This is a genomic window from Kitasatospora sp. NPDC048715 (assembly GCF_043198905.1).
In the GTDB taxonomy this organism is placed as follows: domain Bacteria; phylum Actinomycetota; class Actinomycetes; order Streptomycetales; family Streptomycetaceae; genus Kitasatospora; species Kitasatospora lactacystinica.
On record NZ_JBICVH010000019.1, the window covers coordinates 34913 to 51228 of the forward strand.

A 16316-nucleotide genomic window follows, 5' to 3' on the forward strand; every position below is an offset into this window, starting at 1 on the left:
GACCCGCGGAGGTAGCGTCCGGGCAGGTCGGCGAGGGTGTGGGAGGTTTCCGGTGGCGGCGGTCAACGGCGGGGTGTCGTTCTGGTACGCGGCGGACGGAGTGCCCGGGGCGGGTCCCGGGCTGCCGGGGGACCGGGACGTCGACGTGTGCGTCGTCGGCGGCGGGTACACCGGACTGTGGACCGCCTACTACCTGAAGAAGGCCGACCCCGGCCTGCGGATCGCCGTCCTCGAACGGCGCTTCTGCGGCTACGGCGCCTCCGGGCGCAACGGCGGCTGGCTGTACAACGGCTTCGCGGGCCGCGGCGCGTTCGCCAGGAAGTACGGGCAGCAGCGCGCGGCGGCGATGCAGCGGGTGATGGACGAGGCGGTCGGGGAGGTCGTCGGCGTAGCGGAGGCCGAGGGGATCGAGGCGGACGTCGTCCGCGGAGGGGTCCTCGAAGTCGCCCGCAGCAAGCCGCAGTTGGAGCGCCTCCGGGCCCATGTCGAGGGCGAGCGGGCCTACGGCGAGGGACGCGTCGAGCTGCTCGGCGAGAAGGAGGCGAGGGAGCGGATCGACGTCGCCGGCACCCTCGGCGGCTGCTGGACCCGGTACGGCGCCCGCATCCAGCCCGCCCGACTGGCCCGCGGACTCGCGCGCACCGTACGGGAGTTGGGCGTCGAGGTGTACGAGGGTACGGCGGTCACCGCGATCCTGCCCGGCTCCGGCTACCGCAAGCCCCGCGCCGTCACCCCGCGCGGGACCGTCACCGCCGACCATGTGCTGCGCGCCACCGAGGGGTTCACCGCCGGGCTGCGCGGTGAGAAGCGCACCTGGCTGCCGATGAACTCCGCGATGGTCGCCACCGAGCCGCTGCCGGCCGGGTTCTGGGCGGAGGCCGGCTGGCAGGGCCGGGAGCTGCTGGGCGACTTCGCGCACGCGTACATGTACGCCCAGCGCACCGCCGACGACCGGATCGCGCTCGGCGGGCGGGGAGTGCCGTACCGGTTCGGCTCGCGGACGGACTCGGACGGCAGCACCCAGGTGGAGACGGTGCGCCAGCTGCGCCGGATCCTCGACCGGTTCTTCCCGGCCGCCGCGCAGGCCCGGATCGACCACGCCTGGGCGGGCGTGCTCGGCGTGCCCCGGGACTGGTGCGCCACCGTCGAGCTGGACCGGGTGAGCGGGCTCGGCTGGGCGGGCGGGTACGTCGGCAGCGGGGTGACCACCACCAACCTGGCCGGCCGCACCCTGCGGGACCTGGTGCTCGGCCGGGACACCGAGCTGACCCGGCTGCCGTGGGTCGGCCACACCGTACGGCGTTGGGAGCCGGAGCCGCTGCGCTGGCTGGGCGTGCACGCGATGTACGCCGCGTACCACGCCGCCGACCGGCAGGAGGCGGACGGGCGGGCCACCACCTCGCCGATCGCCCGGGTCGCGGACGTGGTCGCCGGGCGCTGAGCCGTCGGACGACCAGCCGCCGGACGTCGGGACCCCGGGCGCCGAGCCGCCGGACACCGGGGCGCCGCCGCACGGGCCGCCGAACACCGGCCCGTCGACCGGGCGCTGAGGAGCGCGGTCAGCGCCCGGTTGACGGCCCGGCGTGCCGGACCGTGTGGCGCCGGCCACCGGTGCCGTCGCCCGGCCAGGATGTGCGGATGACAGTGAACGAGCCGGATCCGCCGACGGCGTCGCCCGGCCCGCGGCCGCCGCGTCGATGGCCCGTTCGGACGTGCCGCCGAGCGGAGTCGGCCCGCAGCACCGACGGTGAAGGCGTGCTGAGGAGAACCCTGCCGGCCCTTGCGGTCGCCCTGCTGCTCTGCGTGCCCGGGAGCGGCGCGTGGGCCAGGTCGCCGGGCCGACAGGTGGCGGTCGTCGACCAGGCCTCGCGGAGCGTGCTGGTGCTGCAGAGCGCCGAGGAGCTGATGGCCTACCGCGGGCCGGACCGGCTGCCGGTGGTCTGGGGCTGGAGTGCCGACCGGGCACCGGAGTTGGCGGATCTGACGCCCGCGCGCAGCTGGACGAACCCGGACGAGGCGAAGTCCCGTGTCCGGCAGGGGCGCCGCTACCTGCTGACGACGGCCTCCGGCGGGCTGGCCGCCGTCGTGGAGACCACCGTGGGCCGCGTCCACTGGGCGGCGGACCTGGGGACGTCAGTCAACCCGCACAGCATCGAGCTGCTGCCGGACGGCAACGTGGCGGTGGCGGCGAGCACGGGCGGCTGGGTGCGGCTGTACGCGGCCTCGCAGGGCCCGCGGGCCGCCGCGTACGCGGAGTTCCCGCTGCCCGGCGCGCACGGGGTGCACTGGGACGGGCGGAGCGGCCTGCTCTGGGTGCTCGGCGACACGTCGCTGAACGCGCTGAGGGTGGGCGGTACCCCGGCCGCGCCCACTCTCGCCGCGGTGCGCAGCAGCCCGTTGCCGGGGCACGGCGGGCACGACCTGGCGGGTGTCCTGGCGGCTCCGGGGCAGTTCTGGGTGACCACGACGGCCGGCCTGTGGCGCTTCGACCCGGCCGCCGACCGCTTCACCGCCGTGCACCTGGCCGATCCGGCCGCCGAGCGGGACGTCAAGAGCGTCGGTGACGAGCCCGGCACCGGCCGGCTGCTCACGGTGGCGCCCGAGCACGCCGCTCCGTGCGACTGGTGCACCTCGGTGATCACCCTGCACCGGCCCGACGGGGCGCGGTCGCTGCGCGGCACGCACCTGTACAAGGCGAGGTGGTGGAGTGGCTGGTAGCAGACTTTGGACTGCGGGGCGCCGATCTCGGGGCGCGCGTCGGAGATACCACCCGAAATGCGGACGGCATTCGGCTGATGGGGCATATTGTGTACACCGACAAACTACTCCGATGGGGGTCAGTTTCCCGTCGCGGTCCGCAAACCATCCGTCGCCCCCGGTCGGCTGGGATAGCGTCTTGGGGTCGGGGGGTCGACACCGATCCGGTGCAATCGAACGCTAGCTACTGGGCCGTAACGGCCGAATGAGTCATGGAGAAAAACATGCGGAATTTCCCTGCGGAAAACCGGCCGGACGGAGTGGACGATCTCCAGCTCGCGATGGAATCACTGGCCGCCTTCCCGTCCCGGAACGCCGGAAGCGGGGCCGATGTGACCGAGCGGCTCGCCGCCGTTCACGATCTGTGCCGCGCGGTCGACGCGGTGCTGGACAGCCTCGTCGTCCAGGCCGCCGCCGAGGCCGCCGAAGAAGGGTGGACCGCGGCCCGGATGGCGGCCGAACACTCCGGCTACTACGCCAGGTTGCAGCGCGCGCTGCTCCCCGCCGGTGCCGGGCTGACCCGGCCGTGAACGCGGTGCAGCCGGGCGTGCACGTGCTGTCCTGCCCGACCCGGTGGAGCGACGTCGACGAGAACGGGCACATCAACAACGCCCGTCTGGTCGGCTACGTCCAGGAGGGGATTTACGACCTGTTCCGTCACCACGAAACCGCGGTGAGGGAATCGCTGTTCGCCTCCGGATTCATTATCGCGAGGCACGAGATCGACTACCTGGAGCAGTTGCACCACCGGCCCGAGCCGCTGTCGGTGCGACTCACCGTGGAACGGCTGGGGCGCAGTTCGGTGCAGGTCGAGGTGAATGTCTGCCGGGATCGGCTCACCTTTATGCGGGCGCGGACCGTGGTGGTCGCGCGGGACCGCGAATCCGGCCGCTCGCGGGCGCTGAGCCCGGCCGAGCGGATCTTTCTCTCGGCGTTTATGGCGGACGCGGCCCGCGCCCAGGCGGCCCTGGCGGCCACGACGGTGACCGCGGCGACCACGGTGACGGCCCCGGCGACGGTGACGGCCCCGGCGGTGGTGGGTGCCGCCACGACGGTGGCCGCGGCGGCGGTGACCGCGACGACCCCGGCGCAGCGCGTACCGGGCGGCGCGGCCGCCGGTGCGATGGCGCCCTCCCGACGGCCGCGCAGGCGGTGCCACGCCTCGGCGGGGTGAGCCCCCGCCGCGGGCCGGCGGCGTGATCGACGACGGCGCCGATCCGCCGGGGCCGGCCATCCCCACCGCACGGCGTCCCGGCTCCTCCCCGCGTCCCAGGCCCTCCCCGCGTCCTCTGGCCCTCCCCTGCGCCCCTTAGCGTTCCGGAGCGTTCCGGAGCCCCGGCGGCCGGGTGTCCCGGCCGTCCGCAGGCACGGTTCCGCGGGTCCACGGCGGAAGGCCGGTTCCGAAGGCGCCGGGGCGAGTTACGCTGAGCAGCACGGGCACCGGTACGTCCCACGGTGGTCACGGGCTGCGATCCCCCTCCTGGCCCGGGGTGAGCAGGCCGCCGGTCCGGCCGGAGCCCGCCGACCGGAAGGAGGACGCGATGACCATCTCCTGGGAGGACTTCCTCGCCCGCGTCGTGGAGCGCGGCGAGTACCGGGGCGAGGCCGAGGCGGATCACGCCGCCCGGGTCGTACTGGCCCTGCTCGGTGAGCACCTGGTGGGGTCCGCGCGGATCGAACTCGCCGATGCGCTGCCCGTCGGCTACGCCTCGCTGCTGCGCGACGCCGTGCCCGCGGCCGAGCCGCTGACCGCCGACCGCTTCGTGCAGGCCGTGGTGGGGTGGATCGACGGGGCGACCCCGGCGACGGTGCAGTGGGACATCGGGGCCGTGCTCAGCACGGTCGCCGACCTGGTCCCCGGGGAGTTGCTGGACCAGGTGATCGAGCAACTCCCGGACGGCTACGACCTGCTGTTCGGCCACCCGGCACCGGCTTAGGGCGGGTCTCTCGGGCTCCCGGCCGGGCGGCCCTCGGGTGCCGCTACCCCGTGGTGGCCCGGAACAGCTCCGCGCCCGGGCCGGTCAGTTCGACCGGCCCGGCGCCGGGGCGCAGGTAGGCCGACGCGCCCGCCGCAAGGGGGAGTTCGGCACCGCCGGGCGTTCGCAGCCGGGCCTGCCCGGAGACGCAGAGCAGGATCTGCGGGGTGGGGAGGTCGATCCGGGCGGCGGCCGGGCCGGGGCGCAGGCGGGAGAGCCTGAACTCCTCGGCGGGGGAGGGGAAGACCTCCTCGACGCCGGTTCCGGTGCCTGTTCCACCACTCGGGCCGGAGCCGGAGCCGGAGTCGTCCCCGAGCCGGCGCGGCACCAGCACCTCCGGCTCCCCGGGCCGGAAGGACGTGACCGCCAGCAGACCGTCCACGTCGACGTGCTTGGGGGTGAGCCCGCAGCGCAGCACGTTGTCCGAGTTGGCCATCAACTCCACGCCCACGCCATGCAGGTAGGCGTGCGGAACCCCGGCGTCCAGGAACAGCGCCTGCCCGGCCGCGAGCCGGACGTGGTTGAGCAGCAGCGCGGCGAGCAGTCCCCGGTCACCGGGGTACTCCTCGGCGAGGCGGGCGTACGCGGCGCAGCTCGCGCCGTACGGTCCACCGGCGGCCGCCGTGCGGCGCAGGGCCTCGGTGACGGCGGCGAGTTCGCCGCCGGAGGCGCGCGGCCCGGAGCGCAGCAGCTCGGGCAGCACGGCCTCGGCGGGCCGGGCGCGCAGGGCGGCGGCCCAGGGGGACAGCACACCGAGCGCGTCCAGCAGCCGGGCGGTGGCGGCGATGGGCCGGAAGCCGCAGAGGGCCTCGAAGTCGCCGAGTGCGCAGATGAGTTCGGGCTTGTGCCCGCGGTCCTTGAACACCCGCTCCGGCGCGTCCGCCGGGATGCCCCGGGCCTGCTCCGCCGCGTACCCTGCCTCGGCCTGGGCGCGGGTGGGGTGCACCTGGAGGGAGAGCGCCCGGTCGGCGGCCAGCACCTTGAACAGGAACGGCAGCTCCGGGCCGAACCGCCGTACGGTGTCCGGTCCGAGCAGGCCTTCCGGGTCGGCCGCGATCAGCCGGTCCAGCGGCTGCTCTCCGACACCGACACCGACACCGACACCGACACCGACACCGGCACCGGCACCGGCGCTGTCGCCGCCGAGGCCGGACAGCAGGGACGGCGCCGACGGGTGGGCGCCCAGCCAGAGTTCGGCCTGCGGGCCGCCGTCGGGCGCGAGGCCGGTGAGCGCGGGGATCGCGGTGGGCGAGCCCCAGGCGTAGCGGCGGACGGGGTTGCGCAGGAGGGCGAACGGCGGGAGAGCGGGCCGAGGCGAAGCGGGTGGCGGAAGGGCGGTCGGCGGCATGCGGTCGGCTCCGGGGAGGCTCAGCGGCAGAGGGCGGCCGCGCCGATCAGCCCGGCGTCGGTGCCGAGTTCGGCGCGGCGCACGTCCAGGCCGCGGATGTACGAGAGGGCGGCGTAGCGGTCCAGGTGGCGGGCGAGCGGGGTGAACAGCACGTCCCCGGCGCCGGCCACGCCGCCGCCGACGACGACCCGGGAGAGGTCCACCAGGGCGGCCGTGGCGGCGATCCCGGCGGCCAGCGCCTGGGCGGCGCGGTCGAAGGAGGCGAGCGCGACGGGGTCGCCCGCGGCGGCGGAGGCGGCGACGGCGCGGGCCGTCCGGTCGCCGTCCACCGGCTGCCAGCCCTGGGCGAGTGCCCGGCGGGCGATGGCGGTGCCGCTGGCGAGGCCCTCCAGACAGCCGCGCGAGCCGCACGGGCAGGGTTCGCCGTCCAGGTCGACGGTGATGTGCCCGAGGTGGCCGGCGTTGCCGCTGGGGCCGGGGCGGACCGCGCCGTCGAGGACCAGTCCGGCGCCGACCCCGGTCGACACCACCAGGCAGAGCGCGTTGCCGGCACCCCGGGCCGCGCCCTGCCAGTGCTCGGCGGCGGCCATCGCGACGCCGTCCCCGGCGAGGCGGACGGGCAGTGTGCGCGCTGCCACCGCGGGGTGCGCGGCGACCTCGGCGACCAGCGGGAAACCGCGCCAGCCGGGGATGTTGACCGGGCTGACGGTGCCGTCGGCGAGGTCGACCGGGCCGGCGCTGCCGATCCCGACGGCCGTCACGGCGGCCCAGTCGGCCGTGCCGGAGAGTTCGTCCAGCACCCGGTGCACCACGGCGAGCACGGCCGCGCCCGGCTCGGCGGCCGGGGTGGGCAGCTGGAGCCGGTGCCGCAGCCGTCCGTCGGCGTCGACCAGTGCCCCGGCGATCTTGGTGCCGCCGATGTCGAGGGCGGCGAACAGCGGGGTGAGCGGCACGGTGGGCTCCAGGAAGTAGGGGGCGGCGCCCCGGCCGAGGGGCCGGGGCGCCGAACAGCGTAGACGTCAGGCCGTCGCCCGCAGCCGCAGGGTGACCAGCTCGAACGGGCGCAGCGCGAGGCGCACCGCGCCGTCCTCGACGGACACCTCGCCGCGGGTGCCGTCCCAGGGCCGCTCCAGCAGGTCGCAGGGGACGGCGCCGGCCAGCGGGAAGGAGGTGGTCAGCCTGCCCCGGGCGCGGCCGCCGCCGGCCTCGTAGACCCGGACGATCAGGTCCCCGCTGCGGTCGTCGGCGAGCTTGACGGCGCTCACCACCAGGGCGTCGTTGTCCAGCTCCACCAGCGGCGCGACCTGCTCGGCGCTGCCGGTGACCCGCCGCTCGGGCAGGCCGATCCGGTAGCCCTCGCGGACGGCGTCGCCGATCGCCGCGCCGGGCACCAGGGCGTGCCGGAAGCGGTGCAGGCCCTGGTCGGTCCTCGGGTCGGGGAAGCGCGGGGCGCGCAGCAGCGAGAAGCGGACCGTGGTCGTGGTGCCGCCGTCGTCGGGGCGCACGGTGCGGGTGACGTCGTGGCCGTAGGTGGAGGCGGTGACCAGGGCGACGCCCCAGCCGGGCTCGTCGAAGTGGACGAAGCGGTGGTTGCACGCCTCGAACTTGGCGGCGTCCCAGCTGGTGTTGGTGTGGGTGGGCCGGTAGAGGTGGCCGAACTGGGTCTCGGCGGCGTAGCGCTCGGTGTGGACGTCGAGCGGGAAGGCGGTCTTGAGGAACTTCTCGGTCTCGTGCCAGTCGACCTCGGTGTCGATGTCCACGCGCTGTTCGCCGGCCGGCAGGGTGAGGGTCTGGACGACGGTGGAGGAGCCGAAGGAGCGGGTGATCCGCGCCGAGGTCGCGGCGGGGGACGCGGTGGCGGTGAGCGAGTCCACGCCGGTCAGGTCGGTGACGGTGTTGCGGTAGAACTGGTCCACGTCCCAGGCGTCCCACATGTTGGGGAAGTCGGGGTGCAGCTGGAGCAGGTTGGCCCGGCTGCCGGGGGCGACGGTCTCCCGGCCGGTCGCGAGCTCGACCACCGAGGCGATCAGCCCGTCCGCGTCCACGACGACCTCCAGCAGGCCGTTGCGCAGCGTGAAGCCGCCCTCGGCGCGCTCGACGGCCTCGCAGGTGCCGCTCGGCGGGGCGGTGGCGCCGGCCCCGCCGCCCGGCACCGCCGAGCGGGCGTGCGGCGCCGCGTTGAACACCAGCTCGCGCCCGCCCGAGGGCGCCCCGGCCAGTGCCTGCTGGGCCGCGCCGATCAGCCCCTCCAGCTCGCCGGCCAGCGCCGCGTACGTCGCCTCGGCCTCGCGGTGCACCCAGGCGATGGACGAGCCGGGCAGGATGTCGTGGAACTGGTGCAGCAGCACGGTCTTCCAGATCCGGTCCAGCTGCTCGTACGGGTAAGCCGCGCCGGTGCGCAAGGTGGCGGTGGCGCACCAGAGTTCGGCCTCGCGCAGCAGGTTCTCGCTGCGCCGGTTGCCCTGCTTGGTCTTCGCCTGGCTGGTCAGGGTGGCCCGGTGCAGCTCCAGGTAGAGCTCGCCGACCCAGACCGGCGGGTTCGGGTACTCGGCCTCCGCCTTGGCGAAGAACTCGGCGGGGTTCTCCCAGCGGACGGTGGCCGAGCCCTCCAGGTCGTTCATCCGGGCCGCCTTGGCGACCATCTCGCGCGTCGTGCCGCCGCCGCCGTCGCCCCAGCCGGTCGGGGCGAGCGAGTGCCGGGCGACGCCCTTGTCCTTGAAGTTCTTCGCCGCGTGGGCGATCTCGCTGCCCTTCATCGAGCAGTTGTAGGTGTCCACCGGCGGGAAGTGGGTGAAGATCCTGGTCCCGTCGATGCCCTCCCAGAGGAAGGTGTGGTGCGGGAACTTGTTGATCTGGCTCCACGAGATCTTCTGCGTCAGCAGCCACTTGGAGCCGGCGTTGCGGATGATCTGCGGCAGGCCGCCGGTGAAGCCGAAGGTGTCCGGCAGCCAGGCCTCGTGGTTCTCCACCCCGAACTCGTCCAGGAAGAACCGCTTGCCGTGCACGAACTGCCGGGCCATCGCCTCCGAGCTCGGCATGTTGGTGTCGGACTCCACCCACATGCCGCCCGCCGGGACGAACCGGCCCTCGGCGACGGCCTTCCGCACCCGCGCGTACACCTCGGGGCGGTGCTCCTTGATCCAGGCGAACTGCTGGGCCTGGGACATGGTGTAGCGGAAGTCCGGCTCGTCCTCCAGCAGCGCCGTCATGTTGGCGGTGGTGCGGGCCACCTTGCGGACGGTCTCGCGCAGCGGCCAGAGCCAGGCCGAGTCGATGTGCGCGTGACCGATCGCGCTGATCCGGTGCGCGGAGGGCACGGCGGGCGCGGCCAGCACCGCTTCGAGCTGCGAACGGGCGGCCGCGGCAGTGCCGTTGACGTCCTGGAGGTCGACGGCGTCGAGCGCCCGCTCGACCGCGCGCAGGATGTCCCAGCGGCGGGCGCCCTCCACCGGCAGCTCGGCCATCAGCTCGCCGAGCACCTCCAGGTCCAGCACCAGCTGCCAGACCGTCTCGTCGAAGACGGCCAGGTCCATCCGGGCCAGCTTGTACTGCGGCTGGTCGCCGGACGTCTCCTTGTCGCCCAACTCGGTGGGCAGGAACGGGTGGTAGTCCAGGATGACGGGGTTGGAGGCGGCCTCGACGTGCAGCAGCACCTGTTCGCCGCCGGCCGCCGGGGCGGCGATCCGCACCCACTGGTTCTGCGGGTTGAGGCCCTTCACCGGGGAGCCGTCCGGGCGGTAGACCAGGCCCTCGCACTGGAAGCCGGGCATGTTGGCGTCGAAACCGAGGTCGATCAGCGCCTCGACGGTGCGCCCGGCCCAGGCCTCGGGGACGGTACCGGTCACGGTGATCCAGCTGGTGCCCCAGGGCGCGCCCCAGGCGTCGCCCACCGCGATCGGGGTGCGCGGAGCGGCCAGGCCCTCGGCGACCGGGACGGGCTCGCCGGGGGCCGTCCAGATGCCGACCTCCAGCGGGACGGACTCGGGGTACACGGCCGGGCGAATGCGCTCGTCCAGGACGCGCTTGAGGCGGGACTCGACCAGGGTGCGGTCATCGTGCATGTCAGCGGGCTCCGTTGCGGGCTGGGTTGCGGGCTGGGTCGCGGTCAGAGAGAACGTACGTCGCAGGGGTGGACCACCTCGGTGATGCCGCGCGCGGCGAGGTGGACGCGGTCCTCGGCGCGCTCGGCGAGGACCGCGGTCGGGCGGGCGCCCGCCTCGGCGAGGCGCATGAACGCCTCGTACGCCGAACCGCCGGGGCCGCAGACCGAGCGGCCGGGCGAGGTGACCTCGTCGCCGGTGGCGACCACCACGGCGGTGCTGCGCGGCTTCGGCGGCTGCCAGGACCGGCGGGCCTCGGCGGCTGCCTCGGCGAGCCGGGCACCGGCCGGCTTGACCCTCCGGTCGGTGGTCAACAGGCCGAGGCTGTACTCCAGTTCGGGGAAGTCGGCGAGCGAGCGGTCCACGTCGTGCGAGCACCACCAGGTGACGCCCCACACGTCCGGGCAGTCCAGGACGGCCTCCACGGTGGCGCCGGTGAAGCGCGCGGCGTCCTCGGCCGTGATGTGCGGGGCGGGCGCGCCGACCTCCTGCAGCCAGACCGGGCGGGCCGGGTCGTCCGCCCAGGCCTTGGACAGCTCGACCAGGTACGCGGCGTGCTGCGCGGTGGCGGTGGAGTGCGCGCCGTAGCGCTGGGCGGTGCCGTTGAACACCCAGGAGTGCACGGCCGTCGCGGCGCCGATCCGGGCCGAGTGCCAGGGCGTGAACGGGTGCTCGTCCAGGTACCAGGCCGCGTCGTACGAGGCGTGCAGGTGCAGCCGGCCGGGGGCGCCCTGCTCGCAGGCGTCGAGCATCCGGCGCAGCCAGGCCTCCGCCTCGGCGGGGGTGGCCCGGTCCGGGTCGGGGTGCGGGGCGCCGGAGAACTGGTTGATCTCGTTGCCGAGCGTCATTCCGAGGAAGTTGGGCCGCTCGTGCAGCGCCCCGGCGAGGGTGCGCAGGTAGGCGGCCTGGCCGTCGAGCACCTCGGGGTCGGTGAAGATGTTGCGCCGGTGCCAGGTCCGCGTCCAGGACGGGAGGAAGTCGAAGCTGGACAGGTGGCCCTGCAGGCCGTCCACGGCGACGTCCAGTCCGCGCTCGCCGGCCGCGTCCACCAGGGCCGTCAGCTGCTCGACGGCGCGCGGACGGATCAGGGTGCGGTTGGGCTGGAAGACCGGCCAGAGCGGGAAGACCCGGACGTGGTCCAGGCCGAGGGCGGCGATGGAGTCGAAGTCGGCGCGCACGGCGTCGAGGTCGAAGTCGAGCCAGTGGTGGAACCAGCCGGCGCTGGGGGTGTAGTTGACGCCGAAGCGGGGGGCGGTGGCCATCGGAGAGCTTCCTCAACGGGTTCGGGGCGTACGGACGGTGGGCCATCCCTGGGGCGGGCTATCCCTTGACGGCTCCCTCCTCGACGCCCTTGAAGAAGAAGCGCTGGCAGACGCCGAACACCACGACGATCGGCAGGAAGGCGATCATGGTGCCGGCCGCGATCAGCCGGGGGTTGGCGGAGAAGGTGCCGTTGAGGTACTGGAGCCCGACGGTGAGGGTGTACTTCTGCGGGTCGTTGAGCACGATCAGCGGCCACAGGAAGTCGTCCCACGCGCCGATGAAGGTGAAGATCACGATCACGCTGAGCATCCCGCGCACGTTCGGCAGACCGATGTGCCACAGCCGCTGCCAGACGTTGGCGCCGTCCACCAGCGCGGCCTGGTCGAGTTCGGCCGGGACGGCGGCGAAGGCGGTGCGCATCAGCAGCACGTTGAGCATCGCGATCGAGCCGGGCAGCGCGACCCCGGCCAGGCTGTCGGCCAGGCCGAGACCGCGCACCAGCACGTACTGGGAGACGATGGTGACCTCGCCGGGCAGGATCAGGGTGGCGAGGAAGAGGCCGAGGACGAGCTTCGCCCCGCGGAAGCGAAGCCGGGCGAGCGCGTAGCCGGCCAGGGTGCAGCCGACCACGTTGCCGGTGATGCAGACCACGGCGACGATCACCGAGTTGAGCGCGTAGGTCCACACCGGGATGACGTCGGCGACCTTGCCGTAGTTGCCCAGGGTGGGCTGGTCGGGCAGGAAGCTCGGGGTGCGGGTGTAGACGTCCTCGGCGGGGCCCTTGAGGGAGGTGGACAGCTGCCACAGGAAGGGGCCGATGACCAGCAGCAGGACCAGCACCAGGAGCAGGTAGCGGGCGGCGGTCTGCGCGGTGGAGGGGGTGTTGAAGCCCCGGGAGCGCCTGGCGGGCCCGGTGGGGCCGGTGGGGCCGGCGGGCTCGGTGGTCGCGTCGTGGGACCGGGGCGTGCGGACGGTGGTCATGGGGGGTCAGGCCGCCTTCCGGTTCAGCCGCATCAGGAACAGCATCGGGCCGAGGGTGACGACGAACAGCAGCAGGCTGAGCGCCGAGGCGTAGCCCAGGTGCCCGTTGAAGCCGCGGCTGTACATCTGGATCAGCATCACCACCGACATGTCCCGGCCGCCGGGGCCGCCCAGGCCGTTGGAGAGCACGTACAGCTCGGAGAAGACGCGCAGCGAGCTCACCGAGATCAGCGCCGAGATCAGGATCATGGTCGGGCGCACCCCGGGCAGGGTGACGTGCCAGAACCGGTGCAGCGGGCCGGCGCCGTCCACGGCCGCGGCCTCGTGCAGCTCGCGCGGGACGTTGGCGAGCGCGGACAGGTAGATGACCATGTAGTAGCCGAGGCCCTTCCAGACGGTCAGGGCGATCGCGCTGAACAGCAGCAGCCAGCGGTCGGTCAGGAAGGCGACCGGGGAGCCGGCCAGCCCGGCCTGCTGCAGCAGACCGTTGGCCAGGCCCCGTTCGTCCAGCACCCAGCCCCAGATCAGCGCCACCACGACGGCGGAGGCGATCACCGGGGTGTAGAAGGCGGTGCGGAAGAACGTGATGCCGGGGATCCTGCGCTGCACCAGCAGGGCGAGCAGCAGCGGCAGGACGGTCAGCAGGGGCAGGCAGACCAGCATGAACACGATGCTGTTGAGCAGGGCGTCGGCGAGCTGCTCGTCGTCCAGCAGCCGGCCGAAGTTCTCCAGTCCGGTGAACCGCCCGCCGCCCAGGGGCTTGGCGTTGGTGAAGGACAGGATCACCGTGTTGACGGCCGGCCAGAGGTTGAAGACGGCCAGCCAGACTATCGCGGGCCCGGCGAGCAGCCAGGGGGTGAACCAACGCCGGTGGGTCATGCCGTGCCTTCCTGGGGCCTGGGGGTGGTGCGGGCGGTTCCCGGGAGCGGCGGGCGCGGGGGAGCCCGCCGCTGGTCGCCGGTACGAGGGGGCGGGGCGCCGCAGGGAGGGTGTGCCGGCGCGGGGAGGTGGTGCCGCGCGGGAGGGTGTGCCGGTGCGGCGCAGCGGGCCCGGCGGGGTTCGGGCGGGGCCCGGTGGGGTTCGGGCGGGGCCCGGTGGGGCCCGGTGGGGTCAGCCCTTGAGCAGCTTGTTGCACTGCTCGACGGCGGTGTCCAGCGCCTGCTTGGAGCTGGTGTCGCCGCTGATGGCCAGCGCGAACTGCTGCTTGATGACGGTGCCCATCGCGTCGTCCACCTCGACGGGCTGGATCAGCTTGGCCTTGGCGAGCGAGGTGAAGGCGATCACCTTGGCGTCGCCCGCGTTGGTGCCGTCGCTCCTGCTGAAGAACGGGTCGTTCGCGGAGGCCTTGGTGGACGGGAAGACGCTGGTCAGGTGGGCGAAGGCGGCCTGGTTCTCGGGGCTGGTCACCCAGCGGGCGAGGGCCACGGCGGCGGCCGGGTTCTTGGTGTTCTTCGGGATGGACAGGCCCTGGACGTACAGCGGAGGGGTGGCCATCGCGGGGGAGGAGACGACCTTCGGGGCGAGGGTCGGGTTGTCGGTGGCGAGGCTGGTGATGTAGTTGCCGCCGCCGGTGGTCCAGGCCACCGTGCCGGAGCTGAAGAGCTTGGAGTTGCCGGCGTAGGTGTCGGTCAGCACTCCGTTCGGCATCAGGCCCTCCTTGAAGGCGTCGCGGTACTTGTCGAGCAGTGCGGCGGCCTCGGGGGTGTTGAAGGTGAAGGACTTGCCGTCGTCGGACATGATCTTCACGCCGATGTTGTACAGGTCCCCGATGCCCGGCTTGCGGCTCATCAGATAGGTCTGGCCGCCGGACTTCTCCTTCATCGTCCGGGCCTGGGCGATCAGCTCGTCCAGACTGGCCGGGGGCTTCTGCGGGTCCAGGCCGTTCTTCGTCAGGAGCTCCGAACTCCAGTAGTTCACATCGGTGTTGAGGTACCAGGGGTAGCCGAAGGTGCCCTGGTACCCGTTGAACCGGTAGGCGTCGACGCCGCCGGGGACGTACTCCTCGGCGAGCTTCGGGTCGGCCTTGGCGACGTCCAGCAGGACGTCCTTCTTCGCCAGCGGGAAGGCGAAGTCCGGCGGGAGGTTGACCACGTCGGGCAGGCTGCCGGCGGCGGCCTGGCTGAGCACCTTGTCGGAGTAGCCCTCGCCGGGCTGGTCCAGCCAGTCGACCTCGACGCCCGGGTACTTCTTCTTGAAGCCGTCGATCACGCCCTGCATGTAGTCGGTGAACTTCGGCTTGAGCGCCCAGGTCTGGAGCGAGACCTTGCCCTTGACCTCGCCGGTGGCGGCCGCACTCGCCACCGCGTCGCTGTCCTTGGTGTCGCCGGAGCCGAGTCCGCAGCCGGTGAGCGCGGCGGTGGCGAGCGCGGTCGTGGTCAGTGCCGCCCAGATTCTTCGCATGAGGGTCTCCCGGTCCTGGGGGTGGGTGGGGGATCGTGCCGAGCTCGGGGGTTGTGCCGGATTCCGCAACCTGACTAACTAAACCGGTCTAGCTATGCCAGGGACTATGCTCCCGCCTAAACTTGGATGTCAAGAGAAGGAGTCGGGTTCAGTGGGCAGACCGACGATCGCCGACATCGCCCGCCGGGCCGGTGTCTCCAAGGGCGCGGTGTCCTTCGCGCTCAACGGCCGCCCCGGCGTCAGCGAGGCGACCAGGGCCCGGATCCTGGGTGTCGCCGAGGAGATGAACTGGCGCCCGCACAGCGCCGCGCGCGCCCTCGGCGGAGCCCGGGCCGACGCCGTCGGCCTGGTGATCGCCCGGCCGGCCCGCACCATCGGCGTCGAGCCGTTCTTCAGCCAACTGCTGTCCGGGCTCCAGGCGGTGCTCTCGGCCAGGGCGGTCGCGCTGCACCTGATGGTGGTCGAGGACACCGCCGCCGAGATCGAGGTCTACCGGGGCTGGGCCTCCGAGCACCGGGTGGACGGCTTCATCGTGGTCGACCTGCAGGTCAAGGACCCGCGGCTGCCGGTCCTCGACGAACTCGGGCTGCCCGCGGTGGTGCTGGGCGGGCCCGGCAAGGGCGGCAACCAGCTGCGGATCTGGGCCGACGACCGGGAGGCGATGCTCTCGATCGTCGACTACCTGGCCGCCATCGGGCACCGCCGGATCGCCCACCTCGCCGGGCTGCCGCACTTCCAGCACACCCAGCGGCGGATCCGCGCACTGCGCGACGCCTCGCGCCGGCTCGGGCTGGAGGAGGCGGTGTCGGTGCCCACCGACTTCAGCGACGCCGAGGGCGCGGCCGCCACCCGGACCCTGCTGTCCCGGGCCAGGCGGCCCACCGCGATCGTCTACGACAGCGACGTGATGGCCGTCGCCGGGCTCGGCGTGGCGGGGGAGATGGGCGTCGCGGTGCCCGGCGAGCTGTCCATCGTCTCCTTCGACGACTCGGTGCTCGCCCGGATCGTCCACCCGCCGCTGACCGCGCTCAGCCGGGACACCTTCGCGCTCGGGGAGCAGGTCGCGCGCAGCCTGCTGGCGGCACTGGACGAGGCCGGGCCGGGGCGGGACCTCCAGATGCCCACGCCGCGGCTGACCGTGCGGGAGTCCACCTCGCCGCCGGGGGCCGTGCCGGCCGGCCCCCCGGAGGCCTCCTCCGGCGCTTCGCCCGCCGGGCCCGCCGGTCCTGTCGCCGCTTCGCCCGCCGGTCCGCCTTCCGGTTCTGCGGCCGGTTCGCCCGCCGGTTCCGTCGCGGGTTCCCCCGGCCGGGTGGATGCTGCGCGCATCGTTGACAGCGGTTCTGAACCGGTTTAGCCTCGCAGCGCCGAGCGGGCTCCGCTCGGCGCGCTCCGCCGCACTCCGTCCGGCTTCCGCCGCCCGTCCCGCTCCCCGCCGCGCCCGTACGTTCCCGTACCTTCCCGTGCGCTTCCGTGCGCCGAGGAAGCCCGGCG

General features: G+C 73.8%; 13 protein-coding genes. 6 read left to right on the top strand and 7 right to left on the bottom strand.

Annotated features, from left to right (window positions below):
* The first annotated feature begins 52 nt into the window (after positions 1-52).
* From ACGFSC_RS31505 to ACGFSC_RS31525, 5 genes are all read left to right on the top strand, one after another.
* Complete coding sequence (locus ACGFSC_RS31505; RefSeq protein ID WP_359904800.1) at positions 53-1441, top strand: FAD-binding oxidoreductase; 1389 nt, start codon at positions 53-55, stop codon at positions 1439-1441.
* Positions 1442-1755: 314 nt separating this feature from the next.
* Positions 1756-2718, top strand: a complete 963-nt coding sequence (locus ACGFSC_RS31510; RefSeq protein WP_359904797.1) for a DUF6528 family protein — start codon at positions 1756-1758, stop codon at positions 2716-2718.
* A gap of 263 nt (positions 2719-2981) precedes the next feature.
* Complete coding sequence (locus tag ACGFSC_RS31515) at positions 2982-3287, top strand: hypothetical protein (RefSeq protein ID WP_359904794.1); 306 nt, start codon at positions 2982-2984, stop codon at positions 3285-3287.
* 17 nt (positions 3288-3304) lie between these two features.
* Positions 3305-3931 (top strand): acyl-CoA thioesterase, encoded by a 627-nt coding sequence (locus ACGFSC_RS31520; RefSeq protein ID WP_392864287.1) that lies wholly within the window; start codon positions 3305-3307, stop codon positions 3929-3931.
* A gap of 367 nt (positions 3932-4298) precedes the next feature.
* Positions 4299-4694: a DUF2267 domain-containing protein gene (locus tag ACGFSC_RS31525; protein WP_359904788.1), complete on the top strand. Its 396-nt coding sequence runs from the start codon at positions 4299-4301 to the stop codon at positions 4692-4694.
* Between the two features lie 43 nt (positions 4695-4737).
* On the opposite strand, the gene manA is transcribed toward ACGFSC_RS31525, so the two are convergent.
* The 7 genes from manA to ACGFSC_RS31560 all read right to left on the bottom strand — a co-directional run bounded on the left by manA (position 4738) and on the right by ACGFSC_RS31560 (position 14825).
* Positions 4738-6081: a mannose-6-phosphate isomerase, class I gene (gene manA, locus ACGFSC_RS31530; protein ID WP_359904785.1), complete on the bottom strand. Its 1344-nt coding sequence runs from the start codon at positions 6079-6081 to the stop codon at positions 4738-4740.
* Positions 6082-6101: 20 nt separating this feature from the next.
* Entirely contained in the window at positions 6102-7034 is a 933-nt protein-coding gene (locus tag ACGFSC_RS31535; RefSeq protein ID WP_359904782.1) for an ROK family protein, read from the bottom strand.
* Positions 7035-7100: 66 nt separating this feature from the next.
* Positions 7101-10142 (bottom strand): glycoside hydrolase family 38 C-terminal domain-containing protein, encoded by a 3042-nt coding sequence (locus ACGFSC_RS31540; protein WP_359904779.1) that lies wholly within the window; start codon positions 10140-10142, stop codon positions 7101-7103.
* Between the two features lie 44 nt (positions 10143-10186).
* The gene (locus ACGFSC_RS31545) at positions 10187-11443 is read right to left on the bottom strand and encodes a glycosyl hydrolase (protein ID WP_359904777.1); all 1257 of its coding nucleotides are present in this window, start codon (positions 11441-11443) and stop codon (positions 10187-10189) included.
* Positions 11444-11501: 58 nt separating this feature from the next.
* Positions 11502-12425, bottom strand: coding sequence for a carbohydrate ABC transporter permease (locus ACGFSC_RS31550; protein WP_359904774.1), 924 nt, complete (start codon positions 12423-12425; stop codon positions 11502-11504).
* 6 nt (positions 12426-12431) lie between these two features.
* Complete coding sequence (locus tag ACGFSC_RS31555; RefSeq protein WP_359904771.1) at positions 12432-13304, bottom strand: sugar ABC transporter permease; 873 nt, start codon at positions 13302-13304, stop codon at positions 12432-12434.
* Positions 13305-13535: 231 nt separating this feature from the next.
* Positions 13536-14825: a sugar ABC transporter substrate-binding protein gene (locus ACGFSC_RS31560; protein WP_359904768.1), complete on the bottom strand. Its 1290-nt coding sequence runs from the start codon at positions 14823-14825 to the stop codon at positions 13536-13538.
* A gap of 151 nt (positions 14826-14976) precedes the next feature.
* Between ACGFSC_RS31560 and ACGFSC_RS31565 the strand changes: the two genes are divergently transcribed.
* Complete coding sequence (locus tag ACGFSC_RS31565) at positions 14977-16179, top strand: LacI family DNA-binding transcriptional regulator (RefSeq protein WP_359904765.1); 1203 nt, start codon at positions 14977-14979, stop codon at positions 16177-16179.
* Positions 16180-16316 lie beyond the last annotated feature (137 nt).

What these genes read in the sequence shown, in the direction of transcription:
- ACGFSC_RS31515 (WP_359904794.1), top strand. Translation starts at nt 2,982, where the DNA reads ATGCGGAATTTCCCTGCGGAAAACCGGCCGGACGGAGTGGACGATCTC.
- ACGFSC_RS31525 (WP_359904788.1), top strand. Translation starts at nt 4,299, where the DNA reads ATGACCATCTCCTGGGAGGACTTCCTCGCCCGCGTCGTGGAGCGCGGC.
- manA (WP_359904785.1), bottom strand. Translation starts at nt 6,081, where the DNA reads ATGCCGCCGACCGCCCTTCCGCCACCCGCTTCGCCTCGGCCCGCTCTC.
- ACGFSC_RS31540 (WP_359904779.1), bottom strand. Translation starts at nt 10,142, where the DNA reads ATGCACGATGACCGCACCCTGGTCGAGTCCCGCCTCAAGCGCGTCCTG.
- ACGFSC_RS31545 (WP_359904777.1), bottom strand. Translation starts at nt 11,443, where the DNA reads ATGGCCACCGCCCCCCGCTTCGGCGTCAACTACACCCCCAGCGCCGGC.
- ACGFSC_RS31550 (WP_359904774.1), bottom strand. Translation starts at nt 12,425, where the DNA reads ATGACCACCGTCCGCACGCCCCGGTCCCACGACGCGACCACCGAGCCC.
- ACGFSC_RS31555 (WP_359904771.1), bottom strand. Translation starts at nt 13,304, where the DNA reads ATGACCCACCGGCGTTGGTTCACCCCCTGGCTGCTCGCCGGGCCCGCG.
- ACGFSC_RS31560 (WP_359904768.1), bottom strand. Translation starts at nt 14,825, where the DNA reads ATGCGAAGAATCTGGGCGGCACTGACCACGACCGCGCTCGCCACCGCC.